This window comes from Ruegeria sp. CDSA020 (genome assembly GCF_059612345.1).
Map to the genome: position 1 here is coordinate 92,320 of NZ_JBXWQK010000009.1, position 21,723 is coordinate 114,042.

Here is a 21,723-nt window from a genome sequence, read left to right on the forward strand (position 1 = left end):
CCCCATGATTTTCAACCCTGCATCGGAATTCGCCGGAGACCTCTTATGATCGGAATTGTCGGAATTGTTGTTATTTTCGTCATGGTGTTCGGCGGCTATTTGGCGGCTGGCGGGAAAATGACCATCATCATGAAATCCCTGCCGTTTGAAATGATGATGATTGGTGGCGCTGCGGTCGGCGCATTTATGATCAGCAATGACCTGAGCGCCGTAAAGCACACGATCAAGGATATGGCAAAAGTATTCAAAGGGCCGAAATGGAAACCAGATGACTACCGTGACCTGCTGTGCCTGTTGTTTTCGCTGATCCGTATCGCCAAGGCCAACCCGGTCGAGGTTGAACAGCATATCGAAGACCCCGAAAACTCGCCTCTGTTTTCGACTTATCCGAAAATTCAGGCCGACAAAGAAGCCGTCGATTTGATCTGCGACACGATGCGGGCTGCCTCTTTGAATTATGACGATCCCCACCAGGTCGAAGAGGTGCTGGAAAAGCGGATGGAGGCGAATTTTCACCACGCCATGCACTCTAGCCACGCGCTACAGACTGTTGCTGACGGCCTGCCCGCACTTGGAATTGTTGCGGCAGTTCTGGGCGTTATCAAAACGATGGGATCGATTGATCAACCCCCAGAAGTGTTGGGAAAGCTGATCGGTGGCGCTTTGGTCGGGACGTTCCTGGGGGTCTTTCTGGCTTATGGGCTGGTCGGCCCATTTGCAGGAAAACTCAAATCCGTGGTGGAAGAAGACAATCACTTCTATCAGTTGATCAAAGAGGTTCTGGTTGCCAACCTGCACAACCACAACCCAGCCATGTGCATCGAAGTCGGACGGCAGAACACTCCCACCCATAACAGGCCGGGTTTCTCAGAACTTGAAGAGGCCTTGAAAGAGCTAAAGCAGGCAGCGGCATGATCCGATACGCCCTAATGGTTTCAGCGGCGCTTACGGCCGCTGGACAGGCTGGCGCGCGCGACATTTCTGTGCGATCGGGCGAGCATGACGGATATACGCGTCTTGTTGTGCAGGTGCCCCCGGGTACGGAATGGGGTCTGAAGCAAACGAAGAATGGCGCAAGACTCGACATAGCGCTTTTTGATGTCGAATTTCAGACCGGGGCAGTGTTTCAGCGGCTGTCGCAGAACCGTCTGTCTGCGATCTCACAGACCAACCCGGGTGATGCGTTAGAGATGGAATTCGGCTGCGACTGCTTTGCCACCGCATTTCTGCATCAAAACACGATGATCGTTGTGGATATTGCGCCGGGGGCAGCCCTTCCACCGATCAGCAGCGACATTCCACCCCCAACGCTGCCCAAAGCCGCTGTGGTAAACGCCCCGCTGCCCGGGCCACAGGCGCTTGATCCTCTGGTATTGCCGCTTTTGAATCTCAATGCGCAGGTATTTGAGGACCAGCTATCGACGCGATTGTTGCAGGGCGCTGACCGAGATCTGGTTGATCTTGAACTATCTCAGATTGGGCCCAGGAACTCGAATGGCAATCAATCGCTCGACATGCCACCGCGTATGGACCTGAACATCGCAGTTACGTCGGTACTGGACGATCTGGATGGCTTGCTGGGACCATCCATTCCACAACTGGAAAAGAAACCAGCCTGCTTTTCCAGCGCCGAGCTAGGCTTTGACAGCTGGTCCGATGGGCGCCTGTTCCCCGAACAGGTGGCAGAGCTGCGCACTGGCCTGTTTCAGGAGTTCGATCGCGTTGACAAAGAACGGGCCATGAAGCTTGCCAAGCTCTATGCGTATTTCGGCTTCGGTGCCGAGGCGGTTCGCAGCCTTGGCTGGATGGGTGAAGAGACGCCGGAAACGAACCGGATTTCGGCGATTGCCGCTGTTCTGGACGACCGGCCATTGAAAGGGTCAAATCCATTCCGCGACCTACAGCGTTGCGAAAGTGACGCCGCAATCTGGGCCGCTCTGACCGAGGGTAAGCTCGCCGAAGATGCCCAGATAAGGGTTATGGAACAATCCTTTGCGCGACTACCGGATCATCTGCGTCGGCAAGTCGGACCTATGCTGTCCGACATTTTCGTTGCAGCCCAAAAACTTGAAGCCGCGCGGCGCGTCTTGCGGGCTCTTGATCGCATCGAAACCAAACCCAGCCCCGGCGCGATTCAGGCCGAGGCCGGTGTTGCAAAGGCCGAAGGTAATCAGGAAAAATCCGAAACCTTGCTGAAAGACGTGGTGGGCAGCTCGGAAGCGGGGCTCGAAGCGCCTCTGGCACTGGCGCGACTGATTGAACAGCGGTGGGCAGAACGCGGGTCAGCCTCCGCCCGGGAGCTCGAACTTGCCGCATCTTATACGGTCGAATTGCGCCGATCTGAGATCGGCCCACTTATGCAACGTACATATGCGCTGGCGCTGAGTTTGGGCCAAGAGTTCGACCAGTCTTTTGATCTGTTAGAAGATATTCCGAATTCAGCTGAAACGCTGGACCGGGCCGTTCAAGTACTGACTGCGCGCGCCGACGACGATACCTTTTTGCGGCGCATCTTCAACCTGCCCGAACCGATGGCACAATCGCTGACAACCGAAACCGCAATCTCCATTGCCGAAAGGTTGGCATCGCTGGGGTTTGCCCGTCCAACGCTATTTTGGTCCAACCGACCTCAGGACACTATCAGGCGAAAGGACCGAGCCCTTTTGCGCGCGCAAGCGGCATTGTTGTCCGGCCAGCCACACAAAGCCTTGCTGGAGTTAGGAGATGACCCCTCGGACAAGGCCATGTCACTGCGGGCGCAGGCCGATCTGGATATAGGTGAGTTTGAAAATGCAGGGCGGGTATTGTTGCAGTTTGACAGGGTGAACGAAGCAGAAAGATTGTTCTGGCTTTCTGATATGGAAGACGTCCCGCAGCCTGAGGCCGACCAAAAATTTGGACAGGTCAGGCGGGCGACTCTGGCATTGGCAGAACCTGTAACCAGGATTGAAGAACGACCATTGGCGGATGCAACTGCCCTGCTTGAAAACAGCACCAACGCCCGAGAGAAAATCGCTCAGCTTCTCGCACTTGTGAGGGCAGACTGAAACGTCTGGGCAAAACTCAGGATGGCCACCCAGTCAGGGCTGATCTCCTGACGAACCGCGGCATCCAATGCCCTGTTCCCGAGGGAAAACCCCATGAACAGAGCCTGAATTTTTGGATTTAGTCAGTAAGGTGCCTCGACGTCATTCATCGAGACATAGACCGTTTTCATCTCGCTGAAATGATTGATTGCCAATTTCGAGTTTTCCCGCCCGACCCCAGACATTTTTGACCCGCCAAACGGGGCTTCAACCGGTGCGAGGTTGTAGGTGTTGATATAGCAGGTACCGGCCTCGAACGCGGCCACAATACGATGGGCTCGGGTCAGATCTTTGGTGAACACACCGGCTGCCAGACCGAATTCGGTGTTATTGGCGCGGGCCATCACCTCTTCCTCGGTTTCGAAATCCAACACTGACATAACCGGGCCGAAGATTTCCTCGCGCGCGATGGCCATTTCATCGGTCACATCGGCAAAGACGGCGGGCTGAATGTAGAACCCGTCGCCTTCGATACGCGCACCGCCATAGACCAAACGCGCACCTTCTGCCTTGCCTTTTTCAACATAACCCAGAGCGATATTCATCTGGTTTTCGCTAACCATCGGACCGAAATTAACCTCTTCATCCATCGGGTCGCCGATTTTCACATTCGCCAGACGCTGGGACAGGCGATCGAGGAAGGCTTCTTTGATGCCTTTGTGTACAAAAACACGGGTGCCGTTGGAACAGACCTGACCCGAGGAGTAGAAATTCCCCAAAATGGCGCCAGACACGGCGTTTTCGATATCCGCATCGTCGAACACGATCATGGGGGACTTGCCGCCCAGTTCCATCGTGACATGCTTCATGCCATCGGCTGCTGCGGCATAAACCTTGCGCCCTGTCGGTACCGATCCGGTCAGCGAGACCTTGGCAACACGGGGGTCCGTCACAAGTGATGCGCCCACATCGCCATAACCCTGAATTACGTTATAGACACCCTTTGGTGCCCCGGCCTCGACCAGGATTTCGGCCACTTGCAGAGCAGACAAGGGCGTGGTCTCGGAAGGCTTGAATACCATCGTGTTGCCGCAGGCCAAAGCAGGCGCGCCTTTCCAGCAGGCAATCTGGGTTGGATAGTTCCACGCGCCGATTCCGACGCAAACCCCAAGCGCCTCACGGATCGTATAGACGAAATCCCCACCACCCAGCGGGATATGCTCGCCGGTCAGCGAGGCCGCCAGACCTCCGAAATATTCCAACGCATCGGCTCCGCTAGTAGCGTCGGCAACCAACGTTTCCTGCAGCGGTTTTCCAGTATCGTGGGTTTCGATGATCGACAGATCACGATTGCGTTCGCGCATGATGTCCGCGGCGCGGCGCAGAACACGGCCCCTTTCGGTCCCAGACATCGCGGCCCAGTCTGCCTGTGCCGATTTTGCGCTGTTTAGAGCCTGATCTATGATCTGCGGAGTAGCAGAATGCAGCCGTGCGATCACTTCCCCTGTTGCAGGGTAGATCACGTCTATGGGTGCTCCGGTCGTGTCGTCGACATATTCACCGTTGATGAAATGGCTCGCCTTGGGCTGAAATCTCATTGTGGGGATTCCCTGATCAGAAGCTGTTTCCTCCGCATCTATATTTTATTGACTCAGCAGTCAATAAAACTGATCCACAGCGATTTCCTGCCAATTCCAACAGGCCGCGGCTTGAAATTTTCGGTTAATGTTCTATTTATGTTCTACATAGTCAGAGGATCAACCGATGGCCCATTCATTGCCAAACGCCGCCCCGCACGGCCCGACAAACGACTATCACCTGCTGCCCGTCACTGATCGGCAGATACGCTATGCCCGCGCCATCGCGGAGCAAACTGCACTTGAGATTCCGGTCGAGGCACAGCGCGACCGTCAGTCCATGTCCGCCTGGATTTCCAAACACAAACCTGATGATCCCTCGCCATTTGCAAATTACCCGACCGGTAAGCAGGTTGCCTTTGCCGAACGTATCTCGCGCAGCAAACGCCGCCCAATCCCGTCGGAGTGCTTTCGCGACAAACAGATGATGTCGCGTTGGATAGATCAAAACAAATAGACGAAATCAGAGCCTAATCCGGACTATGATTGCGGGCATACAACGCCACCGCCGCCGCGACGAACAGGCCCAGTAGGATATAGCCGGTCACCGCCTCGGCCACGGCCAGGGCGCGGCACAGCCCGGTTGGGGACATATCGCCGTACCCAACGGTGGTGAAGGTAACATAAGAAAAATACAGGATATCAGCGGGCCCTTGCGCCCCGATGACGCAATTATCCTGGTAGCCGAATGCGCCATAAGCAGCGGCGAACAGGAACGGAACGACCTGAATAAAGGACACACCCATCAAAAGCAGAATGCGGCGCGGTGATTTCACCTGAGTCATATAGAACCAGGATTGAGACACCATCCACACTACCAGCCCCACAGAGGCGATCGTACCGATCGTGTCACCTGCGGTGCCCTCGCTCAGACGGGACAGACCGAACCATGCGAGGAAACTGGCAACCACCATTGCGGCTGCCGCCAGCAGCGTTGATTTCCATTCTTCCAAGGTCGTGGGTTTTCGGGACATGGAACCTCCAACGCGCTGAAATCTCCGGGATTATCCGGTGGACTGTCCTGCGTGGCAACCAGATTTCAGAAAATCAGTCCGTGCCCAGATGCTCCTGTCCCCGCTGACGTGCCAGCAGGATCTGTTTTTGACGTTCCCGGAACCGGGTTTTGTCGACCTCAGAGGTTTCCTCTATGCATTGATGGCAGGACACGCCGTGTTCGTATTCGGCTCGTTTCACATCCTCTGGCAGGATCGGGCGACGGCAGCCATGGCACAGGTTGTGCGGCCCTTCGACCAGCCCATGCCCAACAGATACGCGGTTGTCGAACACAAAGCATTCGCCCTGCCAGGTGCTGTTCTCGACGGGCATTTCCTCGAGGTACCGCAGGATGCCACCTTTCAGGTGATAGACATCCTCAACCCCCTGACCCAACAGGTAATTGGTGGATTTCTCACACCGGATGCCACCCGTGCAGAACATCGCCACACGCTTATTGTGGAACCGGTCTTTGTTTTCTTCCCACCAGGTGGGGAATTCACGAAAACTGCTTGTTTCAGGGTCTAACGCGCCCTCAAACGTACCGATTGCCACCTCGTAATCATTTCGGGTGTCGATCACCACCACATCATCCGAGCGGATCAGATCATTCCAGTCTTCGGGCTCGACATAATTGCCGACACGGGCTTGCGGATCGATATCCGGTTGGCCCATGGTCACGATCTCTTTTTTCAGGCGTACCTTGATCTTGCCAAATGGCGGTTGGTCAGACGTGGCCTCTTTCAACTCCAGATCAGCACAGCCGGGCAGCGCACGGATATGGGCCAGAACCGCGTCAATGCCAGCGCGGGGTCCGGCAATAGTGCCATTGATCCCTTCCTGTGCCAGCAAGAGCGTCCCTTTGACCGATTGTGCGCGGCACAGCTCAAGCAAGGGCGCACGAAGGGCTTCGTGGTTGGCGAACCGGGTGAAATGATAGAGAGCAGCGATCGTATACATGCGCGCGGTCTAAACCCGCGCGGACAGAGTCGCAAGAGACCGGATTGACGCCCCTTGTCGCGCCCACTACCGATAACGCAACCGAAGGAGGTCCCCATGACCCATGCCCTTATTGTGATCGATGTTCAGAACGATTTCTGTCCCGGCGGTGCGTTGGCGGTTCCCGGCGGAGATGAGATCGTGGCTCCGATCAACGCGATGATGCCAGATTTTGACGCGGTGATCCTGACTCAAGACTGGCACCCTGCGGGGCATTCGTCCTTTGCCAGCAGCCATGCGGGCAAAAACCCCTATGACATGACCGAGATGCCTTATGGGCCTCAGGTTTTGTGGCCAGATCACTGCGTGCAGGGAACAAATGGGGCAGCATTTCATGCGAACCTGCGTACGGATGGCGATCTGATCCTGCGCAAAGGGTTCCGCAGCAACATCGATAGCTATTCGGCGTTCTTTGAGAACGACCAGACCACGCCCACCGGGTTGGAAGGGTATCTGCGCACCCGTGAAATCGAGAGACTGACACTCGTCGGACTGGCCACGGATTTCTGCGTCTACTACTCTGCGGTTGACGCAGCGCGGCTGGGTTTCGACGTGTCAGTTCAGATGAGAGCCTGCCGGGCAATTAACCTGGATGGGTCATTGGCCTCGGCAGAGACCGCGATGAAAGATGCTGGCGTTCGGCTGATCTAAGGGGTTGCCCCCGCAGCCGCCAGATATTTGAGCAGCGCAAAGATAATCACCGCCAACCCCAAAGCAAACCCAACCCGGCCTGGTACAGTTCGGCGATTTGGTCCGGCCGATTCCGCCTGCTGTGGCCTGGGTTTCCACATTGGAACCTCTTTGGGCAACCCGGCGCGCGGCTTGGCGGCTTTTACATCGTTCATGAACTTCAGGAAATCAAACTCGCCGCAATATTCGCCTTTGACTCCCGTCGTCCGGATATTGTGAAACAAGGCTCGCAGAATGCGATCCCTGTCCGCCGTATCCTGTGGACGGTAATATCCATGGGTAATCTCGCTGCGCGTCGAATCCAGACCAAAACCGGCATCATGAAAAATTTTGCGTATTTTGGGTGACGCTGCCCGCAATGCATCGGCTGTTTTCACATTCCGAAACAGCGCACGCACTTTGCGTCCGTTTTGCGCCCCTGACGGGGTCGCCTCCGGATCGTTTTCCCCCGAAGCGATCGTTACAATATCAAAGTCGTACTCGAGAACCATTCACTAACTAAACCTCGACTATCCATCCCCCTCTTTCCACTAACCGGTGAAAAGACCCCACAATATGCTCGCATTGTGACTTGACCTTGTCATTGTCATCAATTTAGCGACTCTTGCCATTCCACGCACCTATTGATCTAACAACGGAAATCGCAGGAGTTCCCAATGGTCGATATTGCGACGCGAGTATACAATCACAAATGGAAGATTGACCCGATTGTCCGGTCTTTAATCGACACAGACTTCTACAAACTGCTGATGTGCCAGTCAGTGTTTCGAAATAAGCCCCAAACGGATGTGGTGTTTTCACTTATTAACCGGTCGAATCACATTCCATTGGCTGAATTGATTGATGAGGGAGAGCTGCGCGAACAGCTGGACCACATTCGGTCACTCAGCCTGAGCCGGGGGGAAAGCACTTGGCTGCGCGGCAATACCTTTTATGGCAAACGTCAGATGTTCCGTTCGGATTTCATGGGGTGGTTCGAGAACCTGCGACTGCCGCCCTATCACCTTGAACGCAAAGGTGATCAGTACGAATTGACCTTTGAAGGCAAATGGCACGAGGTCATGCTGTGGGAAATTCCCGCATTGGCAGTCCTGATGGAACTGCGATCCCGCTCGGTGCTGAATGCGATGCGGCGGTTCGAGCTACAAATTCTCTATGCTCGTGCGATGACCCGTGTATGGGAGAAAATCGAACATCTACGAGGGATTCAGGGGCTGGGCATCGCCGATTTCGGCACCAGACGGCGGCATTCCTTTCTATGGCAGGACTGGTGCGTCCAAGCCATGATCGAAGGTCTGGGCCCTGCATTTACCGGCACCTCGAACTGCCTGATCGCCATGCGGCGCGAGGTCGAGGCCATCGGCACCAATGCCCACGAGTTGCCCATGGTTTACTCTGCGCTGGCTGATACTGATGAGAAACTGGCGCAGGCACCCTATGACGTGCTTAGCGATTGGCACGAGGAACATGACGGCAACCTACGGATCATCCTGCCTGACACCTATGGCACCAAGGGTTTTCTGGACGACGCGCCAGATTGGTTGGCGGGATGGACCGGCATCAGAATCGACAGCGGTGATCCGGCAACCGGTGCAGAAACTGCGATCAAATGGTGGCAATCGCGCGGTGAGGATCCCAAACAGAAACGCGTGATCTTTTCTGACGGTCTGGATGTCGACAAAATCCGCGAACTGCATAGTCAGTTTGCGGGCCGCACCAAAGTATCCTTCGGCTGGGGCACGCTGCTGACCAATGATTTCAGAGGGCTGGTTCCCGATGACGCGCTGGCACCCTTCTCGTTGGTCTGCAAGGCGGTTTCGGCCAATGGTCGCCCGACGGTCAAACTCTCGGACAACCCGGAAAAAGCGATGGGTCCGGCGGATCAGATCGAGCGCTACAAACGTGTCTTCGGCGTTGGCGTGCAACAGCCAATCGAGGTTATCGTTTAGGCCCTAACCATGGAACGCGGCTACCGTTTTCACCTGTGAGAACCCGTACAGCGCTTCGAACCCTTTTTCGCGACCATGGCCGGATTTCCCGACACCACCAAAGGGCAGCTCCACACCGCCGCCAGCGCCGTAATTGTTGATAAACACCTGCCCCGACCGCAACTTCTTTGCCAGCCGCATCTGCCGCGCACCATCGCGTGTCCAAATGCTGGCAACCAGCCCGTAATCGGTGGAGTTGGCGATCTGCAGGGCCTCTTCCTCGGTCTCAAAGGGGATCAGCACTTGGACTGGGCCGAAAATCTCATCCTGTGCCAAAACATGATCAGGGGGTACGTCGGCAAACAGGGTCGGTTGCACATAGGCACCAGTCTCGGGTGCGTGGCCAACAATCGGCCCCTGGCCCACGATATTCAGATCTGCGCCTTTGTCGATAAATCCGGTCACGATGTCCTTCTGACGTGCTGAAATCAGGGGCCCCAGGCGCAAATCTTCGGACGCGGGCCCAACGGTCAACTCGGAATAGGCCGAGGCCATGCGCGATTTGACCTGCTCATACACTGCGCGTTGCACCAGAACGCGGGAGGAGGCCGAACAGGTCTGCCCTGCGTTCTGAACGCCCGCATTCACCAGAAATGGCAGGGCCGCATCCAGATCTGCATCGTCGAACACCAGCTGCGGGGATTTCCCGCCCAGCTCCAGCGTCACTGGCACCACGTTATGCCCAGCGGCCTGTTGCACCAACGCGCCGGTGGCAACGGAGCCGGTGAAGGACACATGCTGAATCCCCGGATGCACCGACAGCGCCGCCCCGGCCTCGGCCCCCAGCCCCGGAACCACGTTCAAAGCACCCGCCGGCAACCCGGCCTGCTGCGCCAGATGGGCAAAGGCAAGCGCGGTCAAACAGGCCTCTTCCGCTGGTTTCAGCACACAGGCATTGCCCATCGCCAAAGCCGCCCCGACAGAGCGGCCGATGATCTGCATAGGATAATTCCACGGCACAATGTGGCCCGTCACACCATGCGGTTCACGCAGGGTATAGACGGTATAGCCATCCAGATAAGGGATCGTTTCGCCCATCACCTTATCCGCCGCGCCTCCGTAAAACTCACAATACCGCGCCAGTGCCACCGCATCGGCGCGCGCTTGTGTCAGGGGTTTGCCGACATCCATCGCCTCCAACGCGGCCAGATCATCGACACGTTCCAGCACCATCTGGCCCAATCGGGTCAGAATGCGGCCCCTCTCCAGTGCGGTTTTGCGGCCCCAGTCCCCATCCAGCGCCTTTTGCGCCGCGTTCACCGCAGCATCGATGTCATCAGCATCCCCGCGCGCGATCCGACATAGCTCGGACCCGTCCGACGGGTTGATCAGCGGCAAATCGGCCTGAGACGCAGGCCGCTGCCACGCGCCGCCAATCAGGCACAAGCTGGGATCGAACCACAGGGGATTGGTCATGTCAGGCTCCATTTCGTCTCTAACATTGTAGTTTACGCCACATTTTGACTGATATCCGGCAGGGTCGGTGCGGCGGCGATCAGGGTTTGGGTATAGGGGTGCTGCGGGTTGGAAAAGACCTGTTCGGTCTCACCCTGTTCGACAATCTGCCCCGCCTGCATCACCAAAACCCGGTCGGTAATGGTGCGCACGACGCTTAGGTCGTGGCTGATGAACAGATAAGTCAGGTCATAGGCGCCGCAGAGCTCGGCCAGCAGATCAAGGATCTGCGCTCGGACAGAAACATCAAGGGCCGAGACCGCCTCATCAAACAAGATCAGTTCGGGCCGGATGATCAGGGCACGGGCGATGGCGATACGCTGCCTCTGCCCGCCCGAGAATTCGTGAATGTACCGACCCGCGTCATCGGGGCTGAGACCTACGGCCGTCAGAATCTCGGCGATCCGATCCTGCCGCTCGGATCCGGTTGGGGGATGTTCGAGCAGGTGAAACGGCTCGGTGATCAGGCGCGTAACCCGGTGTCGGGGGTTGAAGCTGCCATAGGGGTCCTGGAACACAACCTGCATCTTACGCCGGACGGCCAGATTGGGTTTGTGCCCGGTGAATACTGGTTGCCCGTCCAGCAGAATCTGGCCGCTCTGCACCTCTTCCAGCCCCAGGATAGCCCGTGTTAGGGTCGATTTTCCGCACCCGGACTCTCCGACCAGGCCCAAGCGCTCGCCTTTGTTCAGTGTAAAGCTGACCCCAGCCACAGCCCTGTGGTGTCGCGGCGCATCAAACAAGCCCTTTCGGGGCAAACGGTAATCCCGGACTACCTGTGCAACCTCAAGCAAAGGCTGTGCCGGTTTGAGTTCCGGCAGGTCGACCTGATGGCCCGAAGCCTGGAACAGCATGCGTGTATAAGGGTGCTGCATGTTCCGCAGCAAGCGTTCAGTGGCGCCGGCCTCGACGACTTCGCCATAGCGCATGACGATGATCCGGTCGGCCATATCGGCCACAACCGCCAGATCATGGGTGATCATTAGCAATCCCATGTCATATTCGCGCACCAACCCCGTGAGCAGGTCTAAAATCTGCGCCTGCGTAGTGACGTCCAGCGCCGTCGTAGGTTCGTCCGCGATCAGCAACCTTGGGCGCAACGCGATGGCCATGGCGATCACCACGCGCTGACGCTGACCACCGGACAGCTCATGCGGATACCGGGACAGAGGGAACCTTTCGGGCGGAAGGCCGACGCGCGTCAGCACTTCTTCGGCACGGGACCGGGCCTGTGCAGTAGGCATGGCCTTGTGGATCAGGATTGTCTCCATCACCTGATCCCCGATGGTTTTGACCGGGTTCAGCGCAGTCATGGGTTCCTGAAACACCATCCCGACCGAGGCGCCACGCAGCGCGCACATCTCATCCTCGGAACAGTTCAGCAGGTCCAGCCCGTCCAACCGGATCGCGCCCGCGGCATCCGCACCGTTTGGCAGCAGTTGCATCACCGCCAACGCCGTCATGGACTTGCCCGAACCGCTTTCACCGGTGACGGCGACGATCTCACCCAACGCAACAGACAGGCTGACCTGTTTGAGAATGTCCATGCCATGAATCGACAGGTTGAGATTTTCGATTTCCAGCAAGCTCATGCGCGCGCCACCCGTATTCGGGGGTCCAGCCAATCCCGCAAACCGTCGCCCAGCAGGTTCAGCCCCAAAACAGTGACAATGATTGCGAGCCCCGGAATCAGAGCCAAATGCGGGGCAAAACTGACCATCGTCTGCGCATCTGCCAACATCCGGCCCCAACTGGGCGTAGGCGGTTGCGCACCCAACCCGACATAGGACAGGCCTGCCTCGGCAAGAATGCCAAGGCTGAACTGGATGGTGCCCTGTACGATCAGCAAGTTCGCCACATTAGGCAGGATATGTTCCGCCGATATCCGCGCCGCGCTCTTGCCCGAGACCCGGGCGGCCAGGATGAACTCTCGCTCCCACAGCGACAGCGCAGCGCCACGGGTGATACGGGCAAAGACCGGAATGTTGAAGATACCGATGGCAATGATGGCGTTGACTGCCCCGGCACCGAAAACGGCAGTGATCAGGATGGCGATGACCAACGACGGGAAAGCAAAAACCAGATCGTTGCCGCGCATGATCACCTCATCCAGCCACGTGCCTTTTCGCGCCGCTGCAGCCAGACCAAGTGGCACGCCCAATGTCATGCCGATCCCCACCGCCACCAAGGCCACAGCGATTGAAGTGCGCGCGCCCACCATGATCATTGAGAACATGTCCCGCCCAAAATGATCGGTGCCAAACCAGTGCTGCGCATTGGGTGGTTGCAGCTTGGCGGGAATATTCAGCGCGGCGTGCGCATAGGGCGTCCAGACAAAGGAAAGTGCCGCCGCCAAGACCACCAGCGAGGAGAGTACTGCACCAAGGATGAGGTTACGGCTCATGTCCTGCTCCTCAGACGGGGGTCAACGGCGGCATAGGCGAGGTCAACTAGAAAATTCACCGTGATCACTGCAAAAACCAGCAGCATGACCACCGATTCCACCACGATCAGATCGCGGGCCGAGATCGCCTGAAACACCAGTCGTCCGAGGCCGGGCAGGTAAAACACCTGTTCGATAATGATGGACCCGGCCAGAAGAAAGGAAAACTGCAGCCCGATGATAGTCAGCACCGGGATCAGCGCATTGCGCACCCCGTGACGCCACAGCGCCTGTCGGCGGGACAGCCCCTTGGCCCGTGCGGTGCGCATGAAATCCTCACCCAGAATATCCAGCAGGGCCGACCGCATGACCCTTGCAAGAATCGCCGCCTGTGGCAGGGCCAGCGCTATGGCTGGCAGGGTCAGCGAGTGTAGACCGGTCCAAAACCCGTCGTCCCAGCCTGCGAACCCTCCAGCGTTGAACCAGCGCAGATTGATGGCAAAGACCAGCACCAGCATCATGGCGAACCAGAAATTGGGCACGGCGATGCCGAGCTGTGTGGCCCCCATGACCGCCACATCGCCCGGCCGCCCCCGGCGCGCAGCAGCATAAATCCCTGCGGGAAAGGCGATCAGGGTCGATAGGGTCAGTGCATAAAGCGCCAGCGGCAGCGACACCCAAAGTCGGTCCGCAATCATCTGAGACACCGGCGTGCGATAGGTGTATGAAGTGCCGAAATCCCCGACCAGCATTCCGCTGACCCAGTTGAAATAGCGCTGCGGTTTGGACACATCCAACCCCAGCTCGGCCCGCAGCGCGGCCAGCGTGTCCGCCTGCGCGTTGACGCCAAGCATGAAGGATGCCGGATCGCCCGGCGCGACCTCGATCACTGCAAAAATGACCACCGAGGCGATAGCCAGGCTGATCACCAGCGAAATCAGACGTTTGAGGGCATAGCGTAGCATTACAAACAGGTTACGGGTGCGAGCCGCGCCTACGCAACAGCTACTTGTAGGACTGCTGCTCTTGCCGGACCAAATCGGTCGCGCAGGTCGAAAGCTTCGCCGCGGGTGCGCTGTCCATCAGCGTTTCCAGATTTGTCTCGGTTCGGGCCAGTGCCGCCCGACGAAGGACCATCAGGCGCGCGCGAGGACTGTCCAGAAACTGCTCCTGCGGGATGAGCGTTTCCAGCGGGCTGTCGATGCGGATGACCTCGAAATAGCCGCCAAACAGGGCAAGGAAGGCGAAGGCGCAGTTTGGTGCCTCGGCCCCGCATTGGTCAGAACAGAGCTGCGCGATGGGGCGGGTCGACTGGGATGTCATCAACCAGTTTTCCACCGCCGGGCGCCAGCTATTGTCCACTGACAGATCGCCATATCCCAGCCCCAGGGCCAGCAATCCCGCCATGCCCAGCGCCTGATCGGAATTCATGTCAACTGGATCAGGCTGAATGTGGCGCAGCGCGGCCAGACCGTCGCCGCGCGGCTCGGGATCGACCGTCAGATAACTCAGGTAAGGTTTGAGGTCCTGCATCAGCTGCCCATCCGCCAACAGGTCGCCGCGCATTTCTGGATCGCCATAGAGCGCCACAATTCGCGTCGGGTAGTCCGTAGCTTGATGTTCTCCCAACGCATTGAGCTGTGCAATCAGCTTCGGGTCTGGTGTGGGGCGTTTGGCATCCAACAGCGCTTGGGCAAGCTCATTTCCACCTTTCGCCTCGACCAACAGCCAGGATCGGCCAAAGGCCGTCAGGTCTTTTTGACGAAACAGCTTGCGCGAACCCATTCGGCCCAGCGATTGGCGGAACGGAGATGGTCCAAGGTCGGCGGTTTCAATTCGCCCCAACAGCAGACGAGCCTGCGCGTTGCCATCAGCCGCCAGCTCCGCCAGCAGTGGCAGAGCGCGTTCATCATCGCCTTCCAGCCACAGTGTCACCGCCTGTTCAAGCGGCGTATCCCCTTTGGCGACCGGCGCAATCACGGCTAAAACCGCGATCATCAACGCAACGAGGGTTGATCTTCTCATGCGCCGGTCTCCTCTCTGGAACTGGTCTTATTCCGCCCAACTGATGGCGGTCAGGTCGATGGCCGCTGTGGGTGCGTTTTCCCAAAGGCCCTGAACGCCAGCCTTGGCAACGCCAAGCTTGGCCAGCTGGAACAGATACCCGTTTACGTAATCATTTGCGATCAGACGCTGCGCTTCGCCCAACAGGCGGGTACGCTCATCAGGGTCGGTGGTGGCGTTCAACGTCTCCATCAGCGTCTGAAAGTCGATGCTGTCATACTGGAAATAATAGTCGGGCCGCGCATAGATGCCGATATCCATCGGCTCGGTATGGCTGACGATAGTCAGACCAAAATCCTTGCCCTTGAACACCGATTCCAGCCACTGCGCCCATTCGACATTGATGATTTCAGCCTCAATCCCGACCTCGGCCAGTTGCGCGGCGATGATCTCGCCTCCGCGGCGAGCGTAAGAAGGCGGCGGCAGGTGCAGAGTGGTCTTGAACCCTTCGGCATAGCCCGCATCGGCCAGCAACTGCGCGGCCTTCTTGGGGTCATACGCCGAATTGCCGGTCAGATCGACATAGGCCGGGTTGTGCGGGGCAAAATGCGTTCCGATGGGCGTGCCATAGCCGAACATCGCGCCGTCAATAATTGCCTGACGGTCGATGGCATGGGCCAGCGCCTGCCGCACCCGGATGTCGTCAAAGGGCGGCTGCTTGTTGTTGGTGGACAGAATCGTCTCACCCTCGGTCGAGCCGACAAGCACTTGAAAGCGCGGATCAGCCTCGAACTGCGGCATGTTCTCAGGCGCCGGGAAAATGTCGAACACATCCACATCCTCGGCCATCATGGCGGCAAAGGCGGCGGTCGGGTCCGAGATGAACTTGAATGTAGCAGACTCTAACGCGGGCTGATCACCCCAATAGTCGGGGTTTCGCGTCAGCGTGATGCTGTCCCCCTGCACCCAGTCCCCAAAGGCAAACGCGCCGGTGCCGACCGGGTTGGTCTTGATCGCCTCTATGCTTTCGGGGGCGACAATCACCGCATCCCCCCAGGCCATATTGAACAGGAAATTCCCGTTTGGTCCTGACAGGGTGACCCTGACGGTCAGCGGATCCACGACCTCTACGCTTTCGATCCCGGCAAACAGGGCCTTTTGTGCATTGGCGCTGTCTTCAGCGCGGGCCCGGTCAAGGCTGAATTTGACGTCCTCGGCATCCATGGTGGTGCCATCGTGGAAGGTCACACCATCGCGCAGCTTAAAGGTATAGACGGTGCCGTCGTCTGATATCTCCCAGCTTTCCGCCAGCCCGGGCACGACCGATCCGTCGCCCATGAACCGGGTCAGACCTTCGAAGATATTGGTATAGACAACCGAATCGATGGCCTGTGCCGCAGCGCTGGTCGGGTCCAGATGCGGCGGCTCAAGCTGCATTGCGATGGTGATGTCGGATTTGGCCAGGGCTTGGGTGGCTATCAAACTGGCTCCAATCGCCAGCGCCGATGCAAAAGACCGAAACATCTGCTTTGTCATATCGTTGTCTCCCCACTGAAACTGCGTGGTCCTGCATGTCGCGGACCGGTCTGCGGACCAATGTCCCTTTAAACCTTAGGTCAATCAAGGAAATGTTCGCGCAACCGGGCTATCTTTGGCCCGGTCCAATCTGCTATGCCGCACCGCAACATGAACCGCGAGGAGCGAGCATGAGCGCCACCGCCCGCAAAAGAGCCCCGAATGCCGTGGATATTCGCGCCCGAAAAGGTGGCGAGCCACTGGTCAGTCTGACCGCATATACAACTCCGATGGCCCGGCTGATGGATGATCATTGCGACTTTGTTCTGGTCGGTGACAGTGTCGGCATGGTGCTACACGGGTTGGAATCCACCCTTGGCGTGACGATGGAGATGATGATCCTGCATGGTCAGGCTGTTGCTCGCGGGCTGGACAAGGCGATGATGGTCATCGACATGCCCTTTGCCAGTTACGAGGAAAGCCCCGCACAGGCGTTCCGCAATGCCGCCCGCCTGATGGCCGAAACCGGTGCCGGTGCCGTCAAGCTTGAGGGCGGGGTCGAAATGGCCGAAACCATCCGCTTTCTGGTCAAGCGCGGCATCCCGGTGATGGCGCATATCGGCCTGACCCCACAGTCGATCAACACGCTGGGCGGCTACAAGGTGCAGGGCCGTGATGATCAGGCACAGACGGTACTGGCCGATGCCCATGCCGTGGCTGATGCAGGCGCCTTTTCCCTTGTGTTAGAGAAGGTCCCGCAGAGTCTAGCCAACCAAATCACTGCCGAGGTCGCCATCCCTACTATCGGCATTGGCGCGTCCGCCGGATGTGACGGGCAAATACTGGTGGTGGACGACATGGTCGGCTTTTTCACCGCTTTCAAACCGAAATTCGTCAAACGCTATGCCGAGCTGGGGCCACAGGCCGAGGCCGCCATCGCCGAGTACGCCGCCGAAGTGCGCGCACGCGCTTTCCCCGCCGATGAACATGTCTTTGCCGATCAGGCTCCGTCACAGGGCTCAGCTAAATGACCGCTCCGATCCTGCGTCGCTTCTCCGATCTGCGCGCCTTGACCGCCAACTGGCGCAAGAAAGGTGAGGCAATCGGCGTCGTCCCAACTATGGGCGCGTTGCATCCGGGGCATCTGTCTCTGGTTGAGGCGGCCAAAAATGGCACCGACCGAGTTATCGTGACGATTTTCGTGAACCCAAAGCAGTTTAACAACCCCGAGGATCTGGCCAATTATCCGCGCACCGAAATCGAAGATGCTCAGAAACTGGCGCCCTATGGCGTTGATGCGATTTATGTGCCGGACCCGGACGAGATCTACCCGCAAGGCTTTGCCACCACCGTATCTGTAACTGGCCTGACAAATGTGATGGAGGGCGAATTCCGCCCCGGTCATTTCGATGGCGTCGCCACTGTGGTCGCCAAACTGTTCCTGCAAACCCAGGCAGACAGAGCCTATTTTGGGGAAAAAGACTATCAACAGCTGCTTGTCGTGCACCGCATGGCGCGTGATCTGGATATCCCGATCGAGGTGATCGGCTGCCCCACGGTGCGTGAACCTTCGGGTCTGGCCATGTCCTCACGCAATCAGCGCCTCTCGCCCGAGGGAATGGAGATTGCAGCGCACAAACACCGCATCATGCTGGATCTGGCCAACGCGCTAAAGAACGGCGCCCCGTTCGACACACTGGCAGCACAGGCCAGTACCGATCTTTTGGCCGCAGGTTTTACACAAGTGGAATATATCCAACTGCGCTGTGCGGAATCTCTGAACCCGCTGACACATGCCGACCGACCCGCCCGCCTGTTTGCCGCGGCCTGGGCGGATGGAGTGCGTCTAATCGACAATATTCCCGTCTGAACACTCTGGTACGCAACCGACTGTTTGCGCTAAAGTCTCGCAAAACCAAATGCGAAGGGGGGCGCCGGCGTGACCTATATTCTTGCCATTGATCAGGGCACCACATCATCACGGGCCATTCTGTTCGACGCGGACATGCAACGGGCAGGCACCGCGCAGCATGAATTCACGCAGCATTTCCCACAAGAAGGCTGGGTCGAACACGATCCCGAGGAAATCTGGGACAGCGTCCTACGTGTCTGCCGCGAGGTGATGCAGAGCGTTGGCGCAACCCCCGATCAGATTGCCAGTATCGGCATCACCAACCAGCGTGAAACAACCGTGGTCTGGGATAAACAGACCGGCGAGCCGATCCACAACGCAATCGTCTGGCAGGATCGACGCACTGCCGATATCTGCGCCCGCTACAAGCAGGCCGGGTGCGAGGATGACGTGACCCAGCAGACCGGGCTGTTGCTGGACCCGTATTTTTCGGGCACCAAAGTCAAATGGCTACTGGACAATGTCCCCGGCGCCCGCGGCCGCGCCGAGGCAGGCGAGCTACTGTTCGGCACCATCGACAGTTTCCTGATCTGGCGCCTGACCGAAGGCCGCAACCATGTGACAGACGCCACCAACGCTGCCCGCACACTGCTGTTCGACATCCATAAAGGCTGTTGGAGCACCGAGATCTGCGATCTGTTGGATGTGCCCATGTCCATGCTGCCCGAGGTACAGGATTGCGCCTCGGACTTCGGAGAAACGACTCTGATTGGGGGAAATATCCCGATTCTGGGTGTTGCGGGCGATCAGCAGGCCGCGACCATCGGGCAGGCCTGTTTCCAGCCCGGCATGATGAAATCGACCTATGGGACAGGCTGTTTTGCGCTGTTGAATACCGGGCCTCAGCCGGTCGCCTCGAAGAACCGCCTGCTGACAACGATTGCCTATCAGTTGGACGGGCAAAAAACCTATGCGCTTGAGGGGTCGATCTTTGTCGCAGGGGCTGCGGTGCAATGGCTGCGCGATGCGCTGCAGATCATCGAAACCGCCCCGGAAAGTGGCGAGCTGGCGCAGCAGGCCGACCCCAACCAGCATGTTGTGCTGGTGCCCGCATTTACCGGATTGGGCGCGCCTTATTGGAAACCAGATTGTCGGGGCGCGGTCTTTGGCCTGACCCGCAATTCCGGGCGGGCAGAATTTGCCAAGGCAACACTGGAAAGCATCGCCTATCAGACCCGAGACCTTTGGCATGCCATGCAGGGCGACTGGGGCGCAGATACCGATGTCATCTTACGCGTCGACGGCGGTGCCAGCGCATCTGATTGGGCGATGCAAGGACTGTCGGATTACCTCGGCGCCGAGGTCGACCGACCCGTGATGCAGGAAACCACCGCTCTGGGCGCGGCCTGGCTGGCCGGTATGCGCGCGGGCATCTACCCCGACCAACAGGAATTCGCAGAAACCTGGGCGCTGGATCGCCGGTTCGAACCCAAACTCTCCGCAGAGGAACGCGACGCCGCCTATGACCGCTGGCAACGCGCTGTTCAGGCGGCCATGGCGTTCTGATCGCAGCCGCATTTGGGCTCTGCTTTGTTCAAAGTTGGGTTCTTATGGGGCCACCTGTGCGAACGGTGAATTTCTACGGCAAGTCAGTGCTGCGAGTAAGGCTGATGGTCAATGTCGGTAGAGCGGACAAAGCTGCCATTGGAGAAAAGCGAGGTAATGCTTGAAAAATCTTGCTTCCGCTGGGATGGTTTATCCGACAGTATTTTCTGAGGAATTTCGAATGCATTTTCCCAAACTTGCCGCAGTTTCGTCGATTGCTCTTGCAATAACCAGTTCGCAAGCGCTCTCCCAGGATGGGGGACCGATACTGTTCACAAACGTCAACGTGTTTGATGGTGTGAATGAGGAAATGATTGCAAATGCCAATGTCGTTGTAACCGACAATCTGATCACAGATGTGTCCTCAGAACCCCTCGCCGTCGCCAATGGTATCGTCATCGACGGCGGTGGACGCACGTTGATGCCTGGCCTGATCGACGTACACTGGCACACGCTTTACTGCTGCAATCCGCAGAGCGTGGTTGTGACCGGCGATATTCTTGAGGTCGCGGTGCGGGGTGCCATCGGGTCCGAAGGCACATTAATGCGCGGCTTCACTACGGTGCGCGACGTTGGCGGCAATTCATTTGCCATAAAACGGATGATTGACGCAGGCGAGATCGAAGGCCCTCGTATCCTGCCGTCCGGCCCGCCCGTGACACAAACCGGCGGCCACTTTGACTATCGCCCCTACCAAGCGGTTCCGACGAACGGCGCGGATTCGCAATGGTACTGGTACAGCGTTGGTTTGATGGCGCAGGCTGATGGTGTTCCGGAAGTGGTCAAACGCGCGCGTGAGATCATGCGCATGGGCGCGACCCAGCTTAAGATTTCCACCGGCGGCGGGGTGTCATCTACCTATGACCCTCTGGATGTACGCCAATACACCAAGGCCGAAATCGAGGCATTCGTAGAGGTGGCTGACACCTACAACACCTATGTTGCATCTCATGTCTTCACGGACGAGGCAGTGGAGATAGCCGTTGCCGCTGGCGTTAAGTCCATCGAGCATGGCTTCTTGATGAGCCGCGAAACGATGGAACTGATGCGCGACAACGACGTGTGGTTGTCAGTGCAGCCTCTTCTGGATGACGAGGATGGCTTTTCTTTCGACGACCCTGTTAGCCAGCAGAAATGGATCGACGTCACCAACGGTACAGATTTCACCTACAAAACGGCGAAAGAAGTTGGCGTGAAAGTCGCTTTCGGCACCGACATCCTGTTCGATCCCAAACTGGCCGAACGTCAAGGCGCGTTCCTTGCCAAGTTGCAGCGCTGGTACACGCCATACGAGGTGCTGAAAATGGCGACTTCAACCAATGCTGAACTGCTCAAACTCTCAGGCCCGCGCCACCCCTATCAACAAGGCGATTTGGGTGTAATCGCAAAGGGCGCTTATGCCGACTTAATCCTTGTGGACGGCAATCCGCTGCAAGATATCGACCTGATCGCAGACCCGCATGAGAATTTCGATCTGATCATGAAAGACGGCAAAGTCTACAAGAACACGCTGGACTGAGTTCCAGATGAAGTCCTTTGCTCAAAGCCAGCTTTGTAACGACTGCTCGGGGCTCGA

At 57.8% G+C, this 21,723-nt stretch carries 19 protein-coding genes; 9 read left to right on the plus strand and 10 right to left on the minus strand.

The annotated features are described in order from the left end of the window. The first annotated feature begins 45 nt into the window (after nt 1–45). Together motA and AC2FJW_RS16005 are read left to right on the plus strand one after the other, a co-directional pair. Nucleotides 46–915 (plus strand): flagellar motor stator protein MotA, encoded by an 870-nt coding sequence (motA, locus tag AC2FJW_RS16000; RefSeq protein ID WP_496678419.1) that lies wholly within the window; start codon nt 46–48, stop codon nt 913–915. Then, complete coding sequence (locus tag AC2FJW_RS16005) at nt 912–3,047, plus strand: hypothetical protein (protein WP_496750645.1); 2,136 nt, start codon at nt 912–914, stop codon at nt 3,045–3,047. The genes motA and AC2FJW_RS16005 overlap by 4 nt, the downstream gene beginning before the upstream one ends. Before the next feature lie 122 nt (nt 3,048–3,169). Here the strand turns inward: AC2FJW_RS16005 and betB are convergent, their stop codons facing one another. Continuing rightward, on the minus strand, nt 3,170–4,624 hold the full coding sequence (betB, locus tag AC2FJW_RS16010) for a betaine-aldehyde dehydrogenase (RefSeq protein ID WP_496697851.1): 1,455 nt from the start codon (nt 4,622–4,624) through the stop codon (nt 3,170–3,172). A 166-nt stretch (nt 4,625–4,790) separates the two neighbouring features. On the opposite strand from betB, the gene AC2FJW_RS16015 reads away from it, so the two are divergent. After that, nucleotides 4,791–5,120, plus strand: a complete 330-nt coding sequence (locus AC2FJW_RS16015) for a hypothetical protein (RefSeq protein WP_496750646.1) — start codon at nt 4,791–4,793, stop codon at nt 5,118–5,120. 13 nt (nt 5,121–5,133) lie between these two features. Here AC2FJW_RS16015 and AC2FJW_RS16020 read toward each other — a convergent pair whose 3' ends face one another. Then, complete coding sequence (locus AC2FJW_RS16020) at nt 5,134–5,637, minus strand: potassium channel family protein (RefSeq protein WP_142638623.1); 504 nt, start codon at nt 5,635–5,637, stop codon at nt 5,134–5,136. 73 nt (nt 5,638–5,710) lie between these two features. After that, nucleotides 5,711–6,616, minus strand: a complete 906-nt coding sequence (trhO, locus tag AC2FJW_RS16025; RefSeq protein ID WP_496750647.1) for an oxygen-dependent tRNA uridine(34) hydroxylase TrhO — start codon at nt 6,614–6,616, stop codon at nt 5,711–5,713. Nucleotides 6,617–6,712: 96 nt separating this feature from the next. Here trhO and pncA point away from each other — a divergent pair, with 96 nt between their 5' ends. Then, a complete protein-coding gene (gene pncA / locus AC2FJW_RS16030; protein ID WP_142638619.1) occupies nt 6,713–7,306 on the plus strand; it encodes a bifunctional nicotinamidase/pyrazinamidase in 594 nt (197 codons plus the stop codon). On the opposite strand, the gene AC2FJW_RS16035 is transcribed toward pncA, so the two are convergent. Continuing rightward, the gene (locus tag AC2FJW_RS16035; RefSeq protein WP_281973310.1) at nt 7,303–7,836 is read right to left on the minus strand and encodes a hypothetical protein; all 534 of its coding nucleotides are present in this window, start codon (nt 7,834–7,836) and stop codon (nt 7,303–7,305) included. The genes pncA and AC2FJW_RS16035 overlap by 4 nt on opposite strands. A 165-nt stretch (nt 7,837–8,001) precedes the next feature. On the opposite strand from AC2FJW_RS16035, the gene pncB reads away from it, so the two are divergent. Continuing rightward, nucleotides 8,002–9,294 carry a nicotinate phosphoribosyltransferase gene (pncB, locus tag AC2FJW_RS16040; protein WP_282022090.1) on the plus strand — a complete coding sequence of 431 codons (1,293 nt, stop codon included), beginning with the start codon at nt 8,002–8,004 and terminating at the stop codon, nt 9,292–9,294. A 3-nt stretch (nt 9,295–9,297) separates the two neighbouring features. Here the strand turns inward: pncB and AC2FJW_RS16045 are convergent, their stop codons facing one another. The 6 genes from AC2FJW_RS16045 to AC2FJW_RS16070 are packed head-to-tail and all read right to left on the minus strand — an operon-like array spanning nt 9,298 to nt 16,711. Then, nucleotides 9,298–10,749 carry an aldehyde dehydrogenase family protein gene (locus AC2FJW_RS16045; RefSeq protein WP_496750648.1) on the minus strand — a complete coding sequence of 484 codons (1,452 nt, stop codon included), beginning with the start codon at nt 10,747–10,749 and terminating at the stop codon, nt 9,298–9,300. A 32-nt stretch (nt 10,750–10,781) separates the two neighbouring features. Beyond that, complete coding sequence (locus AC2FJW_RS16050) at nt 10,782–12,380, minus strand: ABC transporter ATP-binding protein (protein WP_496750649.1); 1,599 nt, start codon at nt 12,378–12,380, stop codon at nt 10,782–10,784. After that, complete coding sequence (locus AC2FJW_RS16055; protein ID WP_496750651.1) at nt 12,377–13,192, minus strand: ABC transporter permease; 816 nt, start codon at nt 13,190–13,192, stop codon at nt 12,377–12,379. Before AC2FJW_RS16055 ends, AC2FJW_RS16050 begins: the two co-directional genes overlap by 4 nt. Continuing rightward, the gene (locus AC2FJW_RS16060) at nt 13,189–14,136 is read right to left on the minus strand and encodes an ABC transporter permease (RefSeq protein WP_282027660.1); all 948 of its coding nucleotides are present in this window, start codon (nt 14,134–14,136) and stop codon (nt 13,189–13,191) included. Before AC2FJW_RS16060 ends, AC2FJW_RS16055 begins: the two co-directional genes overlap by 4 nt. A gap of 40 nt (nt 14,137–14,176) precedes the next feature. Then, nucleotides 14,177–15,196: a hypothetical protein gene (locus AC2FJW_RS16065; RefSeq protein ID WP_496750652.1), complete on the minus strand. Its 1,020-nt coding sequence runs from the start codon at nt 15,194–15,196 to the stop codon at nt 14,177–14,179. Between the two features lie 27 nt (nt 15,197–15,223). Next, the gene (locus AC2FJW_RS16070) at nt 15,224–16,711 is read right to left on the minus strand and encodes an ABC transporter substrate-binding protein (protein WP_281995708.1); all 1,488 of its coding nucleotides are present in this window, start codon (nt 16,709–16,711) and stop codon (nt 15,224–15,226) included. Between the two features lie 170 nt (nt 16,712–16,881). Between AC2FJW_RS16070 and panB the strand changes: the two genes are divergently transcribed. The 4 genes from panB (at nt 16,882) to AC2FJW_RS16090 (ending at nt 21,666) form a co-directional block, all read left to right on the plus strand. Then, entirely contained in the window at nt 16,882–17,721 is an 840-nt protein-coding gene (gene panB, locus AC2FJW_RS16075) for a 3-methyl-2-oxobutanoate hydroxymethyltransferase (RefSeq protein WP_496750653.1), read from the plus strand. Further along, entirely contained in the window at nt 17,718–18,560 is an 843-nt protein-coding gene (panC, locus tag AC2FJW_RS16080) for a pantoate--beta-alanine ligase (protein WP_496750654.1), read from the plus strand. The genes panB and panC overlap by 4 nt, the downstream gene beginning before the upstream one ends. 69 nt (nt 18,561–18,629) lie before the next feature. Continuing rightward, the gene (gene glpK / locus AC2FJW_RS16085) at nt 18,630–20,108 is read left to right on the plus strand and encodes a glycerol kinase GlpK (protein WP_496750655.1); all 1,479 of its coding nucleotides are present in this window, start codon (nt 18,630–18,632) and stop codon (nt 20,106–20,108) included. Nucleotides 20,109–20,328: 220 nt separating this feature from the next. Next, complete coding sequence (locus AC2FJW_RS16090) at nt 20,329–21,666, plus strand: metal-dependent hydrolase family protein (protein WP_142637549.1); 1,338 nt, start codon at nt 20,329–20,331, stop codon at nt 21,664–21,666. Nucleotides 21,667–21,723: the final 57 nt, after the last annotated feature.

Bases quoted from the DNA above. Each gene is read 5' to 3' on its own strand.
- motA (WP_496678419.1), top strand. From the start codon at position 46: ATGATCGGAATTGTCGGAATTGTTGTTATTTTCGTCATGGTGTTCGGC.
- AC2FJW_RS16005 (WP_496750645.1), top strand. From the start codon at position 912: ATGATCCGATACGCCCTAATGGTTTCAGCGGCGCTTACGGCCGCTGGA.
- betB (WP_496697851.1), bottom strand. From the start codon at position 4,624: ATGAGATTTCAGCCCAAGGCGAGCCATTTCATCAACGGTGAATATGTC.
- AC2FJW_RS16015 (WP_496750646.1), top strand. From the start codon at position 4,791: ATGGCCCATTCATTGCCAAACGCCGCCCCGCACGGCCCGACAAACGAC.
- AC2FJW_RS16020 (WP_142638623.1), bottom strand. From the start codon at position 5,637: ATGTCCCGAAAACCCACGACCTTGGAAGAATGGAAATCAACGCTGCTG.
- trhO (WP_496750647.1), bottom strand. From the start codon at position 6,616: ATGTATACGATCGCTGCTCTCTATCATTTCACCCGGTTCGCCAACCAC.
- pncA (WP_142638619.1), top strand. From the start codon at position 6,713: ATGACCCATGCCCTTATTGTGATCGATGTTCAGAACGATTTCTGTCCC.
- AC2FJW_RS16035 (WP_281973310.1), bottom strand. From the start codon at position 7,836: ATGGTTCTCGAGTACGACTTTGATATTGTAACGATCGCTTCGGGGGAA.
- pncB (WP_282022090.1), top strand. From the start codon at position 8,002: ATGGTCGATATTGCGACGCGAGTATACAATCACAAATGGAAGATTGAC.
- AC2FJW_RS16045 (WP_496750648.1), bottom strand. From the start codon at position 10,749: ATGACCAATCCCCTGTGGTTCGATCCCAGCTTGTGCCTGATTGGCGGC.
- AC2FJW_RS16050 (WP_496750649.1), bottom strand. From the start codon at position 12,380: ATGAGCTTGCTGGAAATCGAAAATCTCAACCTGTCGATTCATGGCATG.
- AC2FJW_RS16055 (WP_496750651.1), bottom strand. From the start codon at position 13,192: ATGAGCCGTAACCTCATCCTTGGTGCAGTACTCTCCTCGCTGGTGGTC.
- AC2FJW_RS16060 (WP_282027660.1), bottom strand. From the start codon at position 14,136: ATGCTACGCTATGCCCTCAAACGTCTGATTTCGCTGGTGATCAGCCTG.
- AC2FJW_RS16065 (WP_496750652.1), bottom strand. From the start codon at position 15,196: ATGAGAAGATCAACCCTCGTTGCGTTGATGATCGCGGTTTTAGCCGTG.
- AC2FJW_RS16070 (WP_281995708.1), bottom strand. From the start codon at position 16,711: ATGACAAAGCAGATGTTTCGGTCTTTTGCATCGGCGCTGGCGATTGGA.
- panB (WP_496750653.1), top strand. From the start codon at position 16,882: ATGAGCGCCACCGCCCGCAAAAGAGCCCCGAATGCCGTGGATATTCGC.
- panC (WP_496750654.1), top strand. From the start codon at position 17,718: ATGACCGCTCCGATCCTGCGTCGCTTCTCCGATCTGCGCGCCTTGACC.
- AC2FJW_RS16090 (WP_142637549.1), top strand. From the start codon at position 20,329: ATGCATTTTCCCAAACTTGCCGCAGTTTCGTCGATTGCTCTTGCAATA.